This window comes from Clavibacter davisi (assembly GCF_052751415.1).
This window is the reverse complement of the sequence record NZ_CP199882.1, coordinates 446,103-462,522: the sequence shown is the minus strand read 5'-3', so window position 1 is coordinate 462,522 and position 16,420 is coordinate 446,103. Positions and strand designations below refer to the sequence as shown.

The window sequence follows — 16,420 nt, the reverse complement described above, 5'->3', positions numbered from 1 at the left end:
GGGGCCCCGCGCTACCCCTGCTGCGCCAGCGCGAACGGCAGCACGCGCGTGGCGCCGGCCTTCCGCAGCAGCCGGCCGGCGACCGTGAGGGTCCACCGGGTGTCGACCAGGTCGTCGACCAGGAGGACGGGACGCGGATCCGCCGCGAGGTCGTCCGCGAGGTGCGCCGGCACCTGGAACCGCGGATGCACCCGGCCGAGCCGGTAGACGCTGTTGCCGCGCGCGGCGCCGGGGGCACCCGGATCCACCAGGTCGAGCGACCCGAGGAACGGCAGCCGGCCCACCTCGGCGATGCGCTGGGCGAGGCTCCCGACGAGCTGCGGTCGGCTCGCCGACGGCACGTGCACGACGGCGCGCGGACGCTCGGCCCAGCCCCACTCGGCGAGCACGCGGACGCAGGCCGCGACGAGCGCGTCGTCGACGGGCGCGTCGTCCGCGCCCGCGGCGAAGACCGTGCGGAGCCGCCCGCCCCAGCCGAGGTCGGTGAGGCGCGCGAGGGCGCGGCCCTCGTCGACCTGCTCGCCCGCCGCGATGGCGCCGCTGAGCGGCACGCCGACGCTCGACGCGCCCGTGGGCCAGCGGAGCCGCGGCTCGACGGGCAGCCCGACGCGGTCGAGCGCCTGCGACGCGGTGGCCGACGCCTGCTGATCCAGCGACGCCGGGTACCACGCGCCCGCGCACCGGTCGCAGCGCCCGCACGGCGCCGCGGTGTCGTCGTCGAGCTGGCGCTGGAGGAACTCCATGCGGCAGCCGAGGGTGGTCTCGTAGTCGAGCATGGCCTGCTGCTCCCGCACGCGCGCCGCCGCGACCTGCTCGTACCGGGCGCGGTCGTAGACCCACGGGACACCCGTGGCGGACCAGCCCGACGTGTCCCGACGCACGGCGCCGTCGACGTCGAGCACCTTGAGGAGGAGGTCGAGCCGGCTGCGCGAGAGCGACACCCGCGACTCGAGCGCCGGCACCGACAGCGGACGGTCGCTCTCGCCGAGCGTCTGGATGACGGACGCGGCCTGCTGCTCGTCCGGCATGGACGCCGTGGCGAAGTACTGCCAGATGTCCGGATCCTCGCGGCCGGGCAGGAGCAGCACGTCGGCGTCGGCGGACCCGCGGCCCGCGCGGCCGACCTGCTGGTAGTAGGAGACGGGCGACGACGGCGCCCCGAGGTGCACGACGAACCCGAGGTCGGGCTTGTCGAAGCCCATGCCGAGCGCGCTGGTGGCGACGAGCGCCTTGACCTCGTTGCGCTGGAGCTCGCCCTCGGCCTGCTCGCGGTCGGCCGGATCGTCGCGCCCCGTGTACGCCTTCACCGCGTGCCCGGCGTCGCGCAGCAGCCGCGCCGTGTCCTGCGCCGCGGACACCGTGAGCGCGTAGATGATGCCGCTGCCGGGCAGCTCGTCGAGGTGGCTGAGCAGCCAGCCGAGCCGGTCGCGGCTGTTCTCGAGCCGCAGCACGCCGAGGCGGAGCGAGCGCCGGGCGAGCGGCCCGCGGATGGTGACCACGGGCACGCGCTCGGTCTCGACGGCGCCGCCGCCGGTGGATCCGACGCTCAGCTGCTCCTCCACGTCGGCCACCACGCGCGAGTTCGCCGTGGCGGTGGTGGCGAGCACGGGCACGCGCTCGTCGACGGAGGAGATGAGGTCGCGCAGGCGCCGGTAGTCGGGCCGGAAGTCGTGGCCCCAGTCGGAGATGCAGTGCGCCTCGTCGACCACCAGGAGGCCGAGCCGGGCACGGAGGGCCGGGAGCTGCTCGTCGCGGAAGCGCGGGTTGTTGAGGCGCTCGGGCGAGACGAGCAGGAGGTCGACCTCGTCGGCGTCGAGCGCGCGCAGCAGGTCGTCCCACTCGTGGGCGTTGCTGGAGTTCATGGCGACCGCGCGGACCCCGGCCCGACGGGCGGCGGCGACCTGGTCGCGCATGAGCGCGAGGAGCGGTGAGACGAGGAGCGTGGGCCCGAGGCCCTGCTGGCGGAGGAGCAGGGTCGCGACGAAGTAGACCGCCGACTTGCCCCATCCGGTGCGCTGCACGACGAGGGCGCGGGACCGGTCCTGCACGAGCGCCTCGATGGCCTCGAACTGGCCGTCGTGGAAGTCGGCGCCCGCGACGCCGACCAGCCGGGACAGGTGCTCCCGGGCGGCGGACCGGAGGTCGGAGAGCGCGGCGGAGGAGGACGGCGTGGCGGTGTCGGGCATGGGGCCATGCTCCCATCCGCCCCCGACCGGGCCCTCCCCGGCGACCCCGCGGAGGGAGAGCGCGCCGGCGCGCGACCTGGGGAGGGACTACCGCTCGGGCGAGGACCCGGGCTCGATGGCGCGCGACGGCCGGGCGGGACCCTGGGCCCGCGCGGCCTGCACCGCCTGCTCGGCCTGGAGCTGCCGCAGCCGCGCGATCCGGGCGTAGTGCCGCTCCTCCTCCTCGAGGTCGGCGAGCTGCTGCTCCGTGCTGCGCACGCGCAGGTCGACCGCCATGGCCGCGCGCTCGTAGGCGGCGCTCCGGTCCGGCGGTCCGACGGGCTCGCGCCGGGCGTCCCAGTCGTGGCCGACGCAGAACCACACGATGCTGCCGATGAGCGGCAGGAAGACGATGAGCAGGATCCAGACGAGCTTCGGCAGGTGCTTCACCTGGTCGTCCGGTCGCGTGATGAGGTCGACGAGCGCGCACACGGCGACGAGGAGGGGGAGCAGCCCGAAGAGGATCACGGTCAGGCAGCCTAGGTGCGGAGCCGTGCCCGACGGAAGGGCCTTGCACGATCGCGACGGAGGGCCCCGCACCCCCGCGATTCGCTCAGTGGACACGGACCGCGCATCTGCCAGCCATCCAGGAGCCGCCGGTCCTACATTGCAGTCGAGGGCCGCATCCGGTGGCCTCAGTGAGGAGGAGATCATGGGTCTCGACGACAAGATCAAGAACGCTGCTCAGGACATCGCGGGCAAGGCCAAGGAGGCGCTCGGCGACCACAAGGGCGACGACAGCCTCAAGGCCGAGGGCCAGAAGGACCAGGCCGCCGCGTCCGCGAAGAAGGCGGGCGAGGACGTCAAGGACGTCTTCAAGTAGACCCTCACCGGTCTCGGACGGAGGCGGCGATCCCCACGGGATCGCCGCCTCCGTCATGTGCGGGACGGGACGCCTCAGGCCCGCGCCGGCGCTCCCGCCGCCTCGGCGATCCGCTGCACCAGCTCCGCGTCGAGCACCGCGACCTCCTCGCCGTCGTCCACCGCGTGCGCGCGCACCACGACGGAGACGACGCCGCCCGCCGGGTCGACGTCGACCACGAGGAAGCCGGATCCGCGCACGATGCGCTCCGTGCCCGGCGTGGCCGCCACGTCCGTCTCGTTCGCGACGCCCGGCGCGACGAGCACCGGCACGCCCGCGATCGAACCCACGATGTGGTGGTGGTAGTGCCCCGAGAGGATGACCCGCACGTCGCTCCCCCGCACGATCTCCGCGAGCCGGCCCGGATCCTGCAGCGCGAGCGACTCGTGCAGCGTCGTGGGCGCGGGCACCGGCGGGTGGTGGAGCACGAGGACCGTGCCGCGCTCGGACGGCGTGGCGAGCAGCTCGCGGAGCGCGTCGAGCTGCTGCTCGCGGAGGGCGCCGTAGCCCTTGCCGGGCACGGAGGTGTCGAGGGTCGCGATGCGCCAGCCGTCGACGATCGTCACGCCGTCGACGGGCGGGACGGCGGCGGGATCGCGTCCGTCGTCGGTGCCCGGGCTGCCATGTCCGTCGCCGAGCACGAGGCGGAAGGCCGAGCGCACGTCGTGGTTGCCGGGCGAGAGGACGACGGCGGCGCCGCGCGACGCGGCCCACGGATCCAGCCGCTCGCGCAGGAGCGCGTACGACTCCGGGGTGCCGTCCTCCGAGAGGTCGCCGGAGCCGACGAGGAGCCGCACGTCGGGCACGCGGTCGGCCGCGGCGAGCACGCGGTCGAGCGCGGCGGCTGTGTCGACGACGCCCTGATGGAGGCCGCCGTCGCGGAGGAGGTGGGTGTCGCTGAGGTGGACGAGGCGCAGGGATCCGGTGGGCAGTGCGTGCATGCCACGACCCTACGAGGGCGGGCCGACACCGCGGCGCACGGCGGGCGGACATCCGGTGACGGCGTCCCGCGGGCCCGGCCGGCGCGCATGCCCCGGCGGTAGCCTCGTCCCACGACGAGAGGGAACCCCATGGCGACGCGCGACGAGATGGACTGCTGGCTCACCGACATGGACGGCGTGCTGGTGCACGAGAACCAGGCCCTGCCCGGCGCGGCGGCCCTCATCCAGCAGTGGCAGGACCAGGGCAAGCCCTTCCTCGTGCTCACGAACAACAGCATCTTCACGCCGCGCGACCTCTCGGCCCGGCTCCGCGCGTCCGGCCTGCACGTGCCCGAGTCGGCGATCTGGACCTCGGCCCTCGCGACGGCCGCGTTCCTCGAGCAGCAGATGCCCGGCGGATCCGCGTTCGTCATCGGCGAGGCCGGCCTCACGACGGCGCTGCACGAGGCGGGCTTCATCATGACCGACACGCAGCCCGACTTCGTGGTCATCGGCGAGACGCGCAACTACTCGTTCGAGGCGATCACGCGGGCGATCCGCCTCATCAACGGCGGCGCGCGCTACATCGCGACGAACCCCGACGCGACCGGCCCGAGCGCCGAGGGCGTGCTGCCCGCGACGGGCGCGGTGCTCGCGCTCATCTCGAAGGCCACGGGCAAGGAGCCGTACATCGTCGGCAAGCCGAACCCGATGATGTTCCGCTCGGCGCTCAACAAGATCGGCGCGCACTCCGAGAGCACCGGCATGATCGGCGACCGGATGGACACCGACATCATCGCGGGCATCGAGGCGGGGCTCCACACCGTGCTCGTGCTCACGGGCATCAGCGACCGGGCCGAGATCGAGCGCTACCCGTTCCGGCCCGACGAGGTGCTGTCGGGCGTCACGGAGCTGCTCGATCCGGAGCCGGTCGAGTCCGAGCTCTGATGCGCCGTCGCTGATCCGCCCGGCCGCGCCCCCTCCCCGGCACCCCGCGAGGCGAGCAGCGCCCGGATGCCGCGGGAGCGCAGCATCGCGAGCCCCACGAGCACCTCGCCGAGGCCGCCCGCGATCACGACCACCCGCAGCGCCGTCTCCTGCCCGAGCGGGTGCAGCGCGACCGTGAGCGCGCCGCCGAGGAGCACGGCGGGCGGGTAGAGGCCCTGGCCGAGGAGCTTCTTCGCGCCGAGGATCGCGCCCTGCCGGGCGGGCGGCGTGCGCTCCTGCCAGACGGCGGTGAGCGGCGCGCCCTGCACCTGGAGCGCGACGTTGCGGACGACGGCCGCGGCGATCCACACCCCGAGGAGCGCGGTCGACGCCAGTCCGACGCGACCCACGAGCCCGAGCACCACGGCCGCGCCCGCGATGGCGGCGAGCCGCGGGATCCGGTCGCCCCGGGCGGCCACGAGCGCGGCGCCGACGAGGAGCCCGGCGGATCCGGCGACGCTGAAGGCCGCGAGGCTCGCGCCGGAGCCGATGCCGCGCGCCCCGAGGAGCAGCACGTACGCGGTCGTGGCGGAGGCGGCGATCCCGTTGGCGAGGTTGAGCGCGCCGAAGCCGAGCTGGAGGCGGCGGAGGCCGGGGTGCCGGAGGATCCACGCGATGCCGTCGCGCGCGCCGCGGAACGGGTTCGCGACCCGGCGGTCCGGGGGCGCGTCCCACCGCACCACGACGAGCGCGGCGACGCAGCCGAGCGAGGTCACGGCGTCGACGAGGAACACGGCCGACGGGGCCACGGTCGCGGAGAGCGCGGCCCCGAGGACCGGTGCGAGCAGCGTCGGCCCGTCCTGGAGCAGCGACGTGACGCCGTTGATCCGGGTGAGGTCGGCCTCCTGCCGCATCCGCCGCACGCTCGCCGTGAGGGTCAGCGCGAGGGTCGACGACGCGAGGGCCGACAGGAGCGTGAGCGGGTAGACGACGGCGAGCAGCCGGCCGGGGCCCGCCGCCGAGACCGCCGCCATGCCCACGGAGGCGGCCGCGAGCACCGCGTTGCTCGCGAGGGCCGCGCGCCGATGGCCGACCCGGTCCGCGAGCCAGCCGGTGAGCGGCGCGCAGTAGATGGAGGCGACCGTGGCGACGACCGTGAGCGCCGACAGGGCCAGCGCGCTGCCGGTCTCGGCGAACACCTGGAGCGTGAGCGCGAACGACGCCGCGCTCGCCCCGAGGGAGGAGACCGCCTGCGCGCCCCAGAGGAGGAGGAACGCGCGGCTGCCGGGTCGCACGGGAGACGCCATCCGATCCCCCGCCCGCCGCTCGTCCGTGCGGCGGCCTGCGCGCACGGGGTGTCGAGGATAGGGCGGGGCGCGGATCCGGCGGCGTCACCATCCCCACGCGCGACGAGCGCGCGGCAGGCGGCAGGCGCACCGGAGGCGCACCGCAGGCGGCGGGTGCGCGGCAGCCGGCCCGACCGGCTAGGGGATGACGGGCGGCTGCGGGACGCCGATGCTGCCGGCGAAGGTGCCGCCGCCGGCGCGCGAGACGAAGCAGTAGGCGTCGCGGTCGCCGGCCGTCCACTCCTCCTGCGTGATGGGGTACGCCGACTGGTACTGCACGTCCGCGTAGGCGCGGGCCGCGCGGTAGTCGATCACGGTGTCGGCGATGCAGAGCCCGTCGGCGGAGTCCCGCACGGCGTCCTCGCCGGGGAACGCGTCGCCGGTCTGGGGCAGCGCGACGCGGGCGACCATCTGCGCGTGGTGCTCGGATCCGCAGTCCACGACCGTGAACTCCTCCTCCCACGGCATCGTGTACGGCTCGAGGCACTCGCCGCCGAGCAGCGCGTCCCAGGCCCGCACGCCGGCGGCGGCCGGGCCCTGCACGGGATCCGTCGGGGTCGGGGTCGGCGACGGCGTCGGGGTCTCCTCGGCGGCGGCCGTCGCGGTCGCCACGGGGGCGGCGTCGGAGGACGCGGCGGATCCCAGCCGCTGGCCCAGGAGGAAGAGGACGACGAGGAGGAGCACCAGCAGGATCGCGCCGCCGACCCAGAGGGCCGTGCGACGGGGGCCGCGGGGTCCGGTCGCGCCCCGGGGCGGGGACGCGGGCGACACGGCGCGGGCGTCGTCGCGGACGGGCGCGCGGGGTGCGGGCGGGCGCGGGGCGGGCGACGCGGCGGACGGAGGCGGGACGGGCGCGGATGCGGATGCGGCGTCGGGACGCGAGGCCGGCGCCGGCGCCGCGTCGGGACGCGGGGACGCGGGCACGGCGACCGTGGGGGCGTCGCGGTCCGGGTGCGCGGCCGGGGCGGCGGCACCGGCGACTGCGGCGGCCGCGCCGACCGCGCCGACGGTCGGGAGGACGCGCGTGCGGTCCTCGTCGCCGTCCTGCTCGGGATGGTCGGCCTCGGTGACGCGGCGGTCCGCGTCCTCGTCATCGTCGACATCGCCGAAGAGGAGCGCGATGGCGTCGACGGGCTCGGCGTCGGACGCGACGGGATCGCGGTCGTCACGGTCGTCGGCGACGGGCGAGCCCGGGGCGTCACGGTGCTCGTCGGCGTCGGCCGGGGCGGGATCGCCGTCGGACAGGCGGGCCCCGTCCGCGACGGGAGCGGGGCCCGACGACGCGGCGTCCGCCGGGGCGACAGCGGCGACAGCGGCAGCGGCGGCTTCGGCCGGAGCGGGCGCCGCCACCGGGGCACCGGCGGCCCACGCCATGGCGGCGGCACGCGCGGCCGCGGCGGCGGGCGCGAGCGGGGCGGAGGCGTCGTCGCGCTCCTCTGCGTCACCAGCGGCAGCGGCAGGCTCGGCGTCCCCGTCGTGCGCCGCCTCGATCGCGGCCGGCCCCGCGGGGTCGGCGCGGCCGGCGGCATCCGCCGCGCCCACCGGATCGTCGACGACCCCGGCGTCCTCGTCGACGCCCTCGTCGACGCGGGGCGTGAGGCCCACGAGGTCGTCGGCGGGCGTCTCCGCGGGCATCTCGGCGGCCGGCTCCTCGACGAGCTCGGCGTCCACCACGGCGGGCTCCACGGCGCCGTCGGCATCGGGCTCCGGGAGGCGCTCGACGCCGTCCCCGTCCATGATGGGCTCGAGCACGAGCTCGGCGGTCGCGTCGCCGACGGGCTCGGGATCCGACTCCAGCTCGCCGGTCAGCACCTCGCCGGACGTCGGCGCGTCGGACGTCGGCGCATCCGGCAGCGTGGCATCGGACGGCGGCGCATCCGCCGGCACGGTCCCGGCGGGCAGGTCCACGGGCGCCGGGACGTACCCGGGGTCGGGCTCGCCCGCGAACTCGAGCTCGTCGGCGATGCCGGGTGCCGCGGCGATCTCCGGCTCGGGCGCCGGGCCGGGCGCGTCGTCAGCGGGGTCGGCCTCGGCGGAGGCGTCCGCCTGGTCGAGCGGGGCGATCCGGTCGGCGTCCTCGGTCGCGTCGAGCGGGGCGATGCCGGCGAGGATGTCGTCCGCCGGGGCCTGCGGCGCGTCGGCGGGAGCGGGGTCGATGCCCTCCTCCTGCGCGGCGGCGATCTCATCGGCCTCCGCCTGCTCCGCGTCGTCGCGGTCGGCGGGCGCGGGCTCGACGCCCTCGATGCCGCCCCAGCCGGTCGGCGCCAGCGGGCGGACGGGCCGCTCCCGGTCGGCGTCCGTCGCGGGACGGACGGCGAAGGGGTCGTCGTCGCGGTCGCGGTCGCGGCCGGATCCGCCGCCGGGAGGCGCCTGCCCGTCCACTACGCGAGCCCCAGGTCCTCGAGGCCGATGGCGTAGAGGTAGCGGTGGCCGGCGGCCTCGATGACCGCGCGGGCGTCGGTCGAGCGGTCGACGACCACGGCGACCGCGGCGATCTCCGCGCCCACCTTCTCGAGCGCCTCGATGGCCTTCAGCGGGGATCCGCCGGTGGTGGAGGTGTCCTCGACGACGATGACGCGCTTGCCCTGGAGGTCGGGCCCCTCGACCTGGCGGCCGCGGCCGTGGTCCTTGGGCTCCTTGCGGACGACGAACGCGTCGTAGCCGCGGCCGACCGCGGCGCCCTGGTGCAGGATCGCGGCGGCGATGGGATCCGCGCCCATGGTCAGCCCGCCGACGGCGGCGACGTCGGGCACCTCGGCGATGAGGTCGAGCATGACCTGCCCGATGAGCGGCGCGACGCGGTGGTCGAGGCTCACGCGGCGCAGGTCGACGTAGTAGGTCGCCTTCTTGCCGCTCGTCAGGGTGAAGTCGCCGTGGAAGACGGCGTCCTCCTTGATGTGGGCGATGAGCTGCTGGCGCGCGTCGGAGGTCGTCACGCAGCCGATCCTACGGGCGGGGGCCCGCGCCGACAGGTGCGACGGGCGGGCGCGACGCGACGCGGATCAGCTGCCGGATGCGGTCGGCAGGCCGAACACCGTGCCCACCGCCGCCACGTCGTCGCCGCCGTGGCCCGCGGCGGACGCCTCCGCGTACGTCTCGCGGAGCGCCTCGAGCATCGCGGTGTCGAAGTCGTGCGCGTCGGCGCCGTCGAGCGCGGCGAGCATGAGCGTCACGTCCTTGAGCAGGCCGTCGAGCGCGAACGACGGCGCGAGCTCGCCCGCGAGCATCGACCCGCCCTTGAGGTGCGCGTACGGGGTGTCGGCGGCGCCGCCCGCGATCGCGTCGAGGAAGAGGCGCGGCTCGACGCCGAGCAGCTGCGCGAGGCCGAGCGACTGGCCCGTCGCAGCGGTGATGGACGCGATCCAGGCGTTGCAGGCGAGCTTGAGGGCGGATCCGGGACCGGCGGTGGACCCGGCGACCACCGTGCGCGAGCCGGTCGCCTCGAGGACGGGGCGCGCGACGGCGAGGTCGTCCTCGGATCCGGAGACGAGGTGCACGAGGAGGCCCTGCTCGGCGGGGCCGCGCGTGCCGAGGACGGGCGCGTCCACGAACCGGATGCCGTGCTCGGCGGCGAGCGCGGCGATCCGGCGGGTGCCCTCGACGCCCACGGTGGACGACTGGAGCACCACGGCGCCGGGGCGGAGCGCGGGCGCGACGTCGGCGAGGACCTCGAGCACGGCGTCGTGGTCGAACAGCATGACCACCACGATGTCGGCGTCGCGCACCGCGTCGGCGGCGCTCTCCGCGACGGTCGCGCCGTGGTCCGCGAGGGGCGCGGCCCTCTCGGCGCTGCGGTTCCAGACCGTGAGCGGGAGGCCCGCGCGAAGGATCGAGCGGCTCATGCCGGAGCCCATCACGCCGGTGCCGAGCAGCGCCACGCGGGGCGGCCCGTCGGATGCGGGGGCGGAGGCGGGCGCGGCAGCGGTGTCGTCGGTCATCCCCCGACGGTACGCCCGCCGGATCGGAGACCATCGCGCCCGCGCACGACGACGGGCCGCCGATCGCGGGGATCGACGGCCTGTCGGGCGGTGCGGACGGCTCAGACCGCGGGCGCCTCGGCGTCGTCGTCGGAGCCCTCGCCCGGCAGCACGATGTCGGCGATCGTCACGTCGACCCGCGTGACCGGCCGGCCCACGAGCTCGGTGACGGCGTCCGTGATGGCGGCGCGCACGTCGGCGGCGACCTGCTGGAGCGGCACGCCGTATTCGGCGACGAGCGTCACCTGGAACGCGACGCCGGACTCTTCGGTCTCGACCGAGACGCCCTGCGTGAGGTCGGTCTGGCCGATGCGGTCGCGGAGCTGGCCGATGACGCGGGCCGCGCCGCCGCCGAGCGCGTGCACGCCGGGGATATCGCGGATCGCGAGGCCCGCGACCTTCGCGACGACGCCGTCGGCGACGACCGTGTCGCCCTCGGCGAGCGCCCCGGAGGAGACGGTGCCGGAGGATGCCGGCGCGACGCGCGTGACGTCGGCCGGGGTGGGAGCGGGGGTGGGAGTGGGAGTGCTGGGGCTGGTGCTGGGGTTCGTGTCGCTCATGCGGTTCCTCACCGTCGGGGCCCGTCGGACGGGCGTCTGCTGTGGTACTCATGGATCAGACGCGGCTCGTCCCCGGTTCGTCACGGACCGGACCCGGATCCGGCTCGTCTCCCAGCGCACACGGAGGTACGGCATGGCCCTCTCCTCCTCCCTGCAGGACGCGGGCGACGGGATCCTCGCCGAGCGCGCGGCCGACGGCGACACCCGGGCCTTCGAGGTCCTGGTCCGCCGGCACGCCTCCTACATGCGGGCCTTCGCCATCCGGCTCACCGGATCCCGCGCCGACGCGGACGACGCGGTGCAGGAGGCGCTCATCACCGCGTGGGACCGGCTGCCCACGCTCGAGAAGCCGGACCGCGTGAAGAGCTGGCTGCTGCAGATCGTCAGCCGCAAGTCCCTCGACCGGATCCGCGCGCGCCGCCCCGCCGACGACATCGACGACCACGAGATCGCCGACCGGCTCACCTCGCCGGAGCGCGATGCCGAGACGTCGTCGCAGATGCGCGCGCTGGCGGTCGTCCTCGACGCCCTGCCGCGCGAGCAGCGCGAGGTGTGGATGCTGCGCGAGGTGGGAGGCTTCTCCTACGAGGAGATCGCCGAGAGGCTGGGCGCGACGCCCTCGACCATCCGCGGCCGGCTGTCCCGGGCGCGCACCACGGTGATGACGAGCATGGAGGCGTGGCGATGAGCGGCACCGGACCGCACGGGGGACCCGCCCTCGACGCCGACGGCGAGCCCCTCGACATGGCTGCCCTCGCCGACTACCTCGACCGCGGGCGCACCCCGCGCATCGCCGCGTACGAGGACGACCCCGACATCCGCAACGCGCTCCGCGCCCTCGAGCACATGCGCGACCTCGGCCGCGAGCTCGTGGAGGCCGAGGCCGAGGAGGCCGAGGCCCCGGGCGACGACTTCTTCCGCGGCGTGCTCGCGCACATCAGCCGCGAGTCGCGCGCCGGGCGCGACATCCCGCTCTCCCACCCGGATCCGGGGGTCAGCCTCGCGCTCACCGAGGGCGCCGTGCGCACCCTCGTGCGGCAGGCGGGCGACGAGGTGCCGGGTGTGCTCATCGGCCGCTGCACGCTCGACGGGGACGTGACGCGCGCCGGCGAGCCGGTCCGGGTCGCGCTCACCATGAGCGTCGTGTGGGGGGATCCGCTGCCCGAGCTGGCGCAGCGCGTGCGCGAGCGGGTCCACGCGGCCCTGCTCCGGCACACCGAGCTGCGCGTCGAGGGCATCGACGTGACCGTGGTGGACGTGCAGGCGCCACCCGCGCCCGAGGAGGAGGCAGCACGATGACCCTCGACGACGACGCGTCCGCGGCACCCGGCACCGGCCCGCTCCCGGACCCCGCCGACCTCTCCCGCGACCTCACCACGGTGCTCCGCGGGGTCGCGGGCGTCGCCGACGTCTTCGCGCCGCGCTCGCCAATGCTGCTCGCCGCCCAGCAGGTCGTGGAGGGCGTCGTCGCCGGGTCCTCGACCGCGGCCGAGCAGCTCGTCACCGTCGAGACCGGCGAGGGCACCGTGCTCGTGCAGGCGTCCATCGCGGTGGATGCGGCGGGCCGCGCCAGCGACACCGCGCGCGCCGCCGTCGACGCGATCCGCGCGCGCCTCGCCGAGGCCGTCGGCGCGGACGCCGCGGCGCTCGCGACCGTCACGGTGCGCGTCGGCAGCATCGGCTGATCACGAGGACGTCGTCAGAGGGTGACACCAGCTAGTCCGACGGTTTCTCCGCGTACACGGGGACTCGGCGGAGATAAATACGCCCGAAAGTAGTGCCGCGCAGCACCTCCACTGCCCTGAGGCAGTCCTTTGCTTGCGAATGCCGTCTTTCCAGCGCCGCGAGTTGCTGATCTCTCGCCGCGAGCTGCTGTTCTCTCGTCGCAAGCTGCTGCTCTCTCGTCGCAAGCTCGATCTTCATCTCGTCAAGGCGACATGTCGCTTTCGCGAGATCTCCTTCAACGATCGAGGCGGAGCGAAGGGCAGCGTCACGCTCCTCGATCCTGTCTCGGATCTCTCTGCCCAGAGCACGGTTCCGACGCACGAGCGCCTGCATCATCTGAAGCCACTTACCGGTGCTGGCCCAGCCGTAATAGGCCGTGCGCTCCACGCCACCGGCGATGTCGTGGTGGAGCTTCCCTGCCAGGTACTGCTGGAGCACGAGCGCTAGCCCGAACTCACTGACTGCGGGCTGACGCAGCATCTGATGCCGATCGGGCTGGAGGATCCCGGCGTCGACTATCGCGCTCAGGCCGCCGACGTCGAGCGCGTCCTCCGGCCGGGAGGTGTCGGTCACGAGCCGCACTCCGAACGCGGGGATGCGCGTGTCGACCCAATGGCAGTCGTATGTCAGCCATAGAACCCTGGTGGAGCGCTGGGGCTCCCTGTACCGCCGGATGATGTCGTGCTCGCGGGCAGCTTCCTCCCCCTCGACGTTCTCCAGCTCGATTCGGATGAGGTGAAGTACCTGCGGCGTGCGCACAAGGAGATCGACATGCCCCGCCGCCAACTTCGGCGCGACGACGGTCTCGTATCCGAGGGAGCGCGCATGCTCGTCGACGGCGGAGACCAGCGCCCTCTTCCACCCTCCCCCTCGTCGTCTTCCGCGCATCTCCGCACACTGCTCCTCCGCGAGGCCCGGGCCCTCGTCCGGTCGCGGTGTGTGGGCCAGGATGTCGCGTTGAGAAGACGTCCCTCGATGAAGACGCCTCGGGTGCACAGGTCGATCGCAGTCCATGCATCTCAGGCCTTCGCGGGACTCCGTGGAATGCCAGCGGTCATACTGCCCAGGTCTGCGTATGTCGATCGCGGTCCCTCCGGGTCCGATCGCCACGACCATGTTCTGGGGATCCGCCCATCTGCTCATGCCCCTCATCAATAACGGAGACGACCGACAGTCCGTGTGTTCTGTCGACCGGGCACGCGCGCGGCCGGGCCGGTCCCCCGCTCCCGGTACCGTGGACGCATGCGCGTCGCCACCTGGAACGTCAACTCCATCCGCACCCGCGTGGGCCGCGTCGTCGACTGGCTCGTGCGCGAGGACGTCGACGTGCTGGCCATGCAGGAGATCAAGTGCAAGCCCGAGCAGTTCCCGATGGCGGCGTTCGAGGAGGCCGGCTACGAGGTCGCCGTGCACGGGCTCAGCCAGTGGAACGGCGTCGCGATCGCGAGCCGCCTGCCGCTCGAGGACGTCGTGACGACGTTCGAGGGGATGCCGCGGTTCGGCAAGCCCGACGCGTCCGGCCAGCCGCCGCTCGAGGCGCGCGCGATGGGCGCGACCGTCGCGGGCATCCGCCTGTGGAGCCTGTACGTGCCCAACGGCCGCGGGCTCGACGACCCGCACTACTCCTACAAGCTCGAGTGGCTCGAGGCGCTGGCTGCCGACACGCGCGCCTGGCTCGCGGCGGATCCGGAGACGCCGCTCGCGCTCATGGGCGACTGGAACGTGGCGCCGCTCGACACCGACGTGTGGGATCCGGCGCTCTTCGAGGGCAAGACGCACACCTCGGAGCCCGAGCGCGCCGCGTTCGCCGCGTTCCTCGAGGCCGGGCTCGCCGACGTCGTGCGCCCGTCGATCCCCGAGGGCTACACGTACTGGGACTACCAGCAGCTGCGGTTCCCGCGCGACGAGGGCATGCGGATCGACTTCATCCTCGGCAGCGCGCGGTTCGCGGAGCTCGTGGACGCGCCCCGCATCCACCGCGACGAGCGCAAGGGCGACGGCCCGAGCGACCACGTGCCGGTGGCCGTCGACCTCGACGTGGAGACCGAGCTCGACGACGACCGGCCGATGATCTTCTGATCCGCGCCGCGGCCCCGGCCGGAGTCGCGAGCCGATGGCCGCTCCCGATGCCGATTCCGGCTCCGCGGGGCGTGCCCCGTAGTCTCGTGGCGTGACCTCCGACGACGACGCGACCCCCGAGCGCGGTCGCCGCGCCGACCGCGGACGCCGCTCCGCCGCTCCGCCCGCCCGCGCCCGACGCCTGCCGACTCCGCCGAAGGCGGCCGTCCCCGCCGTCCCGCGCCGGACGGTCCGGGACCCGGCCGAGACCGAGGTCATCCGCCGCCCGTCGGAGCGGGACGTCGCGCGCGACCGCCGCGACGCCGCCCGCGACCGCCGCGACGAGGACCTGCCGGGCCCCGCCTGGCTGCCGCGCTGGATCCGCCGGGTGGACCGCCGCGTGCTCGTCACCACCGCGGTCGGCATGCTCGTGGCCGCCCTGATCGGCGGGGCCGTGGCCGCGTACGGACTGGGCCTCATCTTCGTCACCGACGCCTGCGACGTGGACGCGTACGTCTGCGACGACACCCTGTTCACGCTCGGCTACGGGCTCGCCGTCGCCGGCCCGCTGCTCCTCACGGGCATCGCGCTCCTCGTCGCCCTCGTCGGCATGATCCGGGGGCGCACCCGGCCGTGGCTCGTGCTCCTGATCGGGGTGGCCGCGTCGCTCGCGGCGTACGTCCTCGGCGCGGTGCTCGTGCTCGTGGCCGTGCCCGGATCCTCGCCCCTCACCTGACCCGGGAGCCGCATACACCGTCCCGAGCGGGCGCTCCGGCGGCGCGGGCGCCGCACCGCCGTTCCGCTAGCGTGGGAGGCCGGACGCGCTCGACGCGGATCCGGGGGATCGGCCGCACCACGCGGCATGCGAGGGGGCGTAGTGGACAGCGGACGAGTGGCTCTGGTCATCGAGGACGACGGCGACATCCGCCAGCTGCTCGAGGTGGTCCTGCGCCAGGGCGGCTTCGCGGTGCACTCCGCCGGGACCGCGTCCGAGGGCGTCCGCCTCGCCGCGGAGGTCGCGCCCGACGTCATCACGCTCGACGTGGGCCTGCCCGACTTCGACGGCTTCGAGGCCGCGCGCCGGATCCGCCTCGTGAGCGACGCGTACATCGTCATGCTCACGGCGCAGGGCGAGGAGGTCGACACCCTGCTCGGCCTCGAGGCCGGCGCCGACGACTACATCGTGAAGCCCTTCCGGCCGCGCGAGCTCCGCGCCCGCATCTCGGCGATGATGCGGCGCCCGCGCGGCGGCGGCGACTCCCCCGCGGCTCCGGCGGCTCCCGCCTCCCCGGCCGCCGACGCCGCGGATCCCGCGGACGAGCCCGTCCAGCCCGCCGCGTTCGCCACCACCACGACGGTGTCGCCCGCGCTCCCCACCGACGCCGCGCCCGACGACGACGCGGACGCCGACGTCCTCCGCCACAACGGCCTCGTGCTCGACGGGGGCACCCGCCACGTCACGGTCGACGGCGAGCAGGTCGACCTCACCCGCACGGAGTTCGACCTGCTCGCCTCCATCCTCGCGAGCGGCGGCCGGGTGCGCACCAAGGGCGACCTCGTGCGCGACATCCGCGGCGGCCCGTACGCCGTCTCCTCCTCCACCGAGCCGGAGGAGCGCGCCGTCGAGGTGCACCTCGGCAACCTCCGCCGGAAGCTGCACGACGATCCGCGTCAGGCGCGGTGGGTCCAGACGGTGCGCGGCGTCGGCTACCGGCTCGCGCCGCCGCGCGACTGACACCGGGGCGACCGGACGCGGGCGCGCGAGGCCGCCGCGGAGCCGGTGGGCTCCGCGGCGGCTGCGCCGTGGATCGGGGTCCCCT

At 75.2% G+C, this 16,420-nt stretch carries 17 protein-coding genes; 8 read left to right on the top strand and 9 right to left on the bottom strand.

The window, feature by feature from the left end:
• Window positions 1-11 precede the first annotated feature (11 nt).
• Window positions 12-2,186 carry a RecQ family ATP-dependent DNA helicase gene (locus ACU4ZT_RS02270; RefSeq protein WP_445337778.1) on the bottom strand — a complete coding sequence of 725 codons (2,175 nt, stop codon included), beginning with the start codon at window positions 2,184-2,186 and terminating at the stop codon, window positions 12-14.
• 87 nt (window positions 2,187-2,273) lie between these two features.
• Window positions 2,274-2,693 (bottom strand): PLD nuclease N-terminal domain-containing protein, encoded by a 420-nt coding sequence (locus ACU4ZT_RS02265; RefSeq protein ID WP_063072796.1) that lies wholly within the window; start codon window positions 2,691-2,693, stop codon window positions 2,274-2,276.
• Between the two features lie 184 nt (window positions 2,694-2,877).
• On the opposite strand from ACU4ZT_RS02265, the gene ACU4ZT_RS02260 reads away from it, so the two are divergent.
• On the top strand, window positions 2,878-3,048 hold the full coding sequence (locus ACU4ZT_RS02260) for a CsbD family protein (protein ID WP_063072795.1): 171 nt from the start codon (window positions 2,878-2,880) through the stop codon (window positions 3,046-3,048).
• Between the two features lie 74 nt (window positions 3,049-3,122).
• On the opposite strand, the gene ACU4ZT_RS02255 is transcribed toward ACU4ZT_RS02260, so the two are convergent.
• Window positions 3,123-4,028, bottom strand: a complete 906-nt coding sequence (locus tag ACU4ZT_RS02255; protein ID WP_414748456.1) for a metallophosphoesterase — start codon at window positions 4,026-4,028, stop codon at window positions 3,123-3,125.
• A 129-nt stretch (window positions 4,029-4,157) separates the two neighbouring features.
• Here ACU4ZT_RS02255 and ACU4ZT_RS02250 point away from each other — a divergent pair, with 129 nt between their 5' ends.
• Window positions 4,158-4,955, top strand: a complete 798-nt coding sequence (locus ACU4ZT_RS02250; RefSeq protein WP_063072793.1) for an HAD-IIA family hydrolase — start codon at window positions 4,158-4,160, stop codon at window positions 4,953-4,955.
• On the opposite strand, the gene ACU4ZT_RS02245 is transcribed toward ACU4ZT_RS02250, so the two are convergent.
• The 5 genes from ACU4ZT_RS02245 to ACU4ZT_RS02225 all read right to left on the bottom strand — a co-directional run bounded on the left by ACU4ZT_RS02245 (window position 4,877) and on the right by ACU4ZT_RS02225 (window position 10,817).
• Entirely contained in the window at window positions 4,877-6,241 is a 1,365-nt protein-coding gene (locus ACU4ZT_RS02245; protein WP_445337777.1) for an MFS transporter, read from the bottom strand. The two genes, ACU4ZT_RS02250 and ACU4ZT_RS02245, sit on opposite strands and share 79 nt — an antisense overlap.
• A 177-nt stretch (window positions 6,242-6,418) precedes the next feature.
• Window positions 6,419-8,662 carry a septum formation family protein gene (locus tag ACU4ZT_RS02240; protein ID WP_445337776.1) on the bottom strand — a complete coding sequence of 748 codons (2,244 nt, stop codon included), beginning with the start codon at window positions 8,660-8,662 and terminating at the stop codon, window positions 6,419-6,421.
• On the bottom strand, window positions 8,662-9,216 hold the full coding sequence (gene pyrE / locus ACU4ZT_RS02235) for an orotate phosphoribosyltransferase (protein WP_270980542.1): 555 nt from the start codon (window positions 9,214-9,216) through the stop codon (window positions 8,662-8,664). The genes ACU4ZT_RS02240 and pyrE overlap by 1 nt, the downstream gene beginning before the upstream one ends.
• A gap of 66 nt (window positions 9,217-9,282) precedes the next feature.
• Window positions 9,283-10,218: an NAD(P)-dependent oxidoreductase gene (locus tag ACU4ZT_RS02230; RefSeq protein ID WP_270980544.1), complete on the bottom strand. Its 936-nt coding sequence runs from the start codon at window positions 10,216-10,218 to the stop codon at window positions 9,283-9,285.
• Between the two features lie 101 nt (window positions 10,219-10,319).
• Complete coding sequence (locus tag ACU4ZT_RS02225) at window positions 10,320-10,817, bottom strand: Asp23/Gls24 family envelope stress response protein (protein WP_063070350.1); 498 nt, start codon at window positions 10,815-10,817, stop codon at window positions 10,320-10,322.
• Window positions 10,818-10,950: 133 nt separating this feature from the next.
• On the opposite strand from ACU4ZT_RS02225, the gene ACU4ZT_RS02220 reads away from it, so the two are divergent.
• From ACU4ZT_RS02220 to ACU4ZT_RS02210, 3 genes are read left to right on the top strand one after another with little or no spacing between them, the layout of a single operon-like run.
• Window positions 10,951-11,505 (top strand): RNA polymerase sigma factor, encoded by a 555-nt coding sequence (locus ACU4ZT_RS02220; protein WP_063070351.1) that lies wholly within the window; start codon window positions 10,951-10,953, stop codon window positions 11,503-11,505.
• Window positions 11,502-12,116 carry an Asp23/Gls24 family envelope stress response protein gene (locus ACU4ZT_RS02215; protein ID WP_270980549.1) on the top strand — a complete coding sequence of 205 codons (615 nt, stop codon included), beginning with the start codon at window positions 11,502-11,504 and terminating at the stop codon, window positions 12,114-12,116. Before ACU4ZT_RS02220 ends, ACU4ZT_RS02215 begins: the two co-directional genes overlap by 4 nt.
• Window positions 12,113-12,502 (top strand): hypothetical protein, encoded by a 390-nt coding sequence (locus ACU4ZT_RS02210; RefSeq protein ID WP_414748460.1) that lies wholly within the window; start codon window positions 12,113-12,115, stop codon window positions 12,500-12,502. The genes ACU4ZT_RS02215 and ACU4ZT_RS02210 overlap by 4 nt, the downstream gene beginning before the upstream one ends.
• Before the next feature lie 31 nt (window positions 12,503-12,533).
• On the opposite strand, the gene ACU4ZT_RS02205 is transcribed toward ACU4ZT_RS02210, so the two are convergent.
• Complete coding sequence (locus ACU4ZT_RS02205; protein ID WP_445337775.1) at window positions 12,534-13,430, bottom strand: hypothetical protein; 897 nt, start codon at window positions 13,428-13,430, stop codon at window positions 12,534-12,536.
• Window positions 13,431-13,784: 354 nt separating this feature from the next.
• On the opposite strand from ACU4ZT_RS02205, the gene ACU4ZT_RS02200 reads away from it, so the two are divergent.
• From ACU4ZT_RS02200 to ACU4ZT_RS02190, 3 genes are all read left to right on the top strand, one after another.
• A complete protein-coding gene (locus ACU4ZT_RS02200) occupies window positions 13,785-14,621 on the top strand; it encodes an exodeoxyribonuclease III (RefSeq protein WP_445337774.1) in 837 nt (278 codons plus the stop codon).
• A gap of 91 nt (window positions 14,622-14,712) precedes the next feature.
• Window positions 14,713-15,336, top strand: coding sequence for a hypothetical protein (locus ACU4ZT_RS02195; RefSeq protein ID WP_445337773.1), 624 nt, complete (start codon window positions 14,713-14,715; stop codon window positions 15,334-15,336).
• Window positions 15,337-15,477: 141 nt separating this feature from the next.
• Window positions 15,478-16,335: a response regulator transcription factor gene (locus tag ACU4ZT_RS02190; protein WP_270980556.1), complete on the top strand. Its 858-nt coding sequence runs from the start codon at window positions 15,478-15,480 to the stop codon at window positions 16,333-16,335.
• The last annotated feature ends 85 nt before the right edge of the window (window positions 16,336-16,420 follow it).

Bases quoted from the DNA above. Each gene is read 5' to 3' on its own strand.
- ACU4ZT_RS02215 (WP_270980549.1), top strand. From the start codon at position 11,502: ATGAGCGGCACCGGACCGCACGGGGGACCCGCCCTCGACGCCGACGGC.
- ACU4ZT_RS02270 (WP_445337778.1), bottom strand. From the start codon at position 2,186: ATGCCCGACACCGCCACGCCGTCCTCCTCCGCCGCGCTCTCCGACCTC.
- ACU4ZT_RS02210 (WP_414748460.1), top strand. From the start codon at position 12,113: ATGACCCTCGACGACGACGCGTCCGCGGCACCCGGCACCGGCCCGCTC.
- ACU4ZT_RS02230 (WP_270980544.1), bottom strand. From the start codon at position 10,218: ATGACCGACGACACCGCTGCCGCGCCCGCCTCCGCCCCCGCATCCGAC.
- ACU4ZT_RS02225 (WP_063070350.1), bottom strand. From the start codon at position 10,817: ATGAGCGACACGAACCCCAGCACCAGCCCCAGCACTCCCACTCCCACC.
- ACU4ZT_RS02255 (WP_414748456.1), bottom strand. From the start codon at position 4,028: ATGCACGCACTGCCCACCGGATCCCTGCGCCTCGTCCACCTCAGCGAC.
- ACU4ZT_RS02250 (WP_063072793.1), top strand. From the start codon at position 4,158: ATGGCGACGCGCGACGAGATGGACTGCTGGCTCACCGACATGGACGGC.
- ACU4ZT_RS02200 (WP_445337774.1), top strand. From the start codon at position 13,785: ATGCGCGTCGCCACCTGGAACGTCAACTCCATCCGCACCCGCGTGGGC.
- ACU4ZT_RS02205 (WP_445337775.1), bottom strand. From the start codon at position 13,430: ATGCGCGGAAGACGACGAGGGGGAGGGTGGAAGAGGGCGCTGGTCTCC.
- ACU4ZT_RS02260 (WP_063072795.1), top strand. From the start codon at position 2,878: ATGGGTCTCGACGACAAGATCAAGAACGCTGCTCAGGACATCGCGGGC.
- ACU4ZT_RS02245 (WP_445337777.1), bottom strand. From the start codon at position 6,241: ATGGCGTCTCCCGTGCGACCCGGCAGCCGCGCGTTCCTCCTCCTCTGG.
- ACU4ZT_RS02220 (WP_063070351.1), top strand. From the start codon at position 10,951: ATGGCCCTCTCCTCCTCCCTGCAGGACGCGGGCGACGGGATCCTCGCC.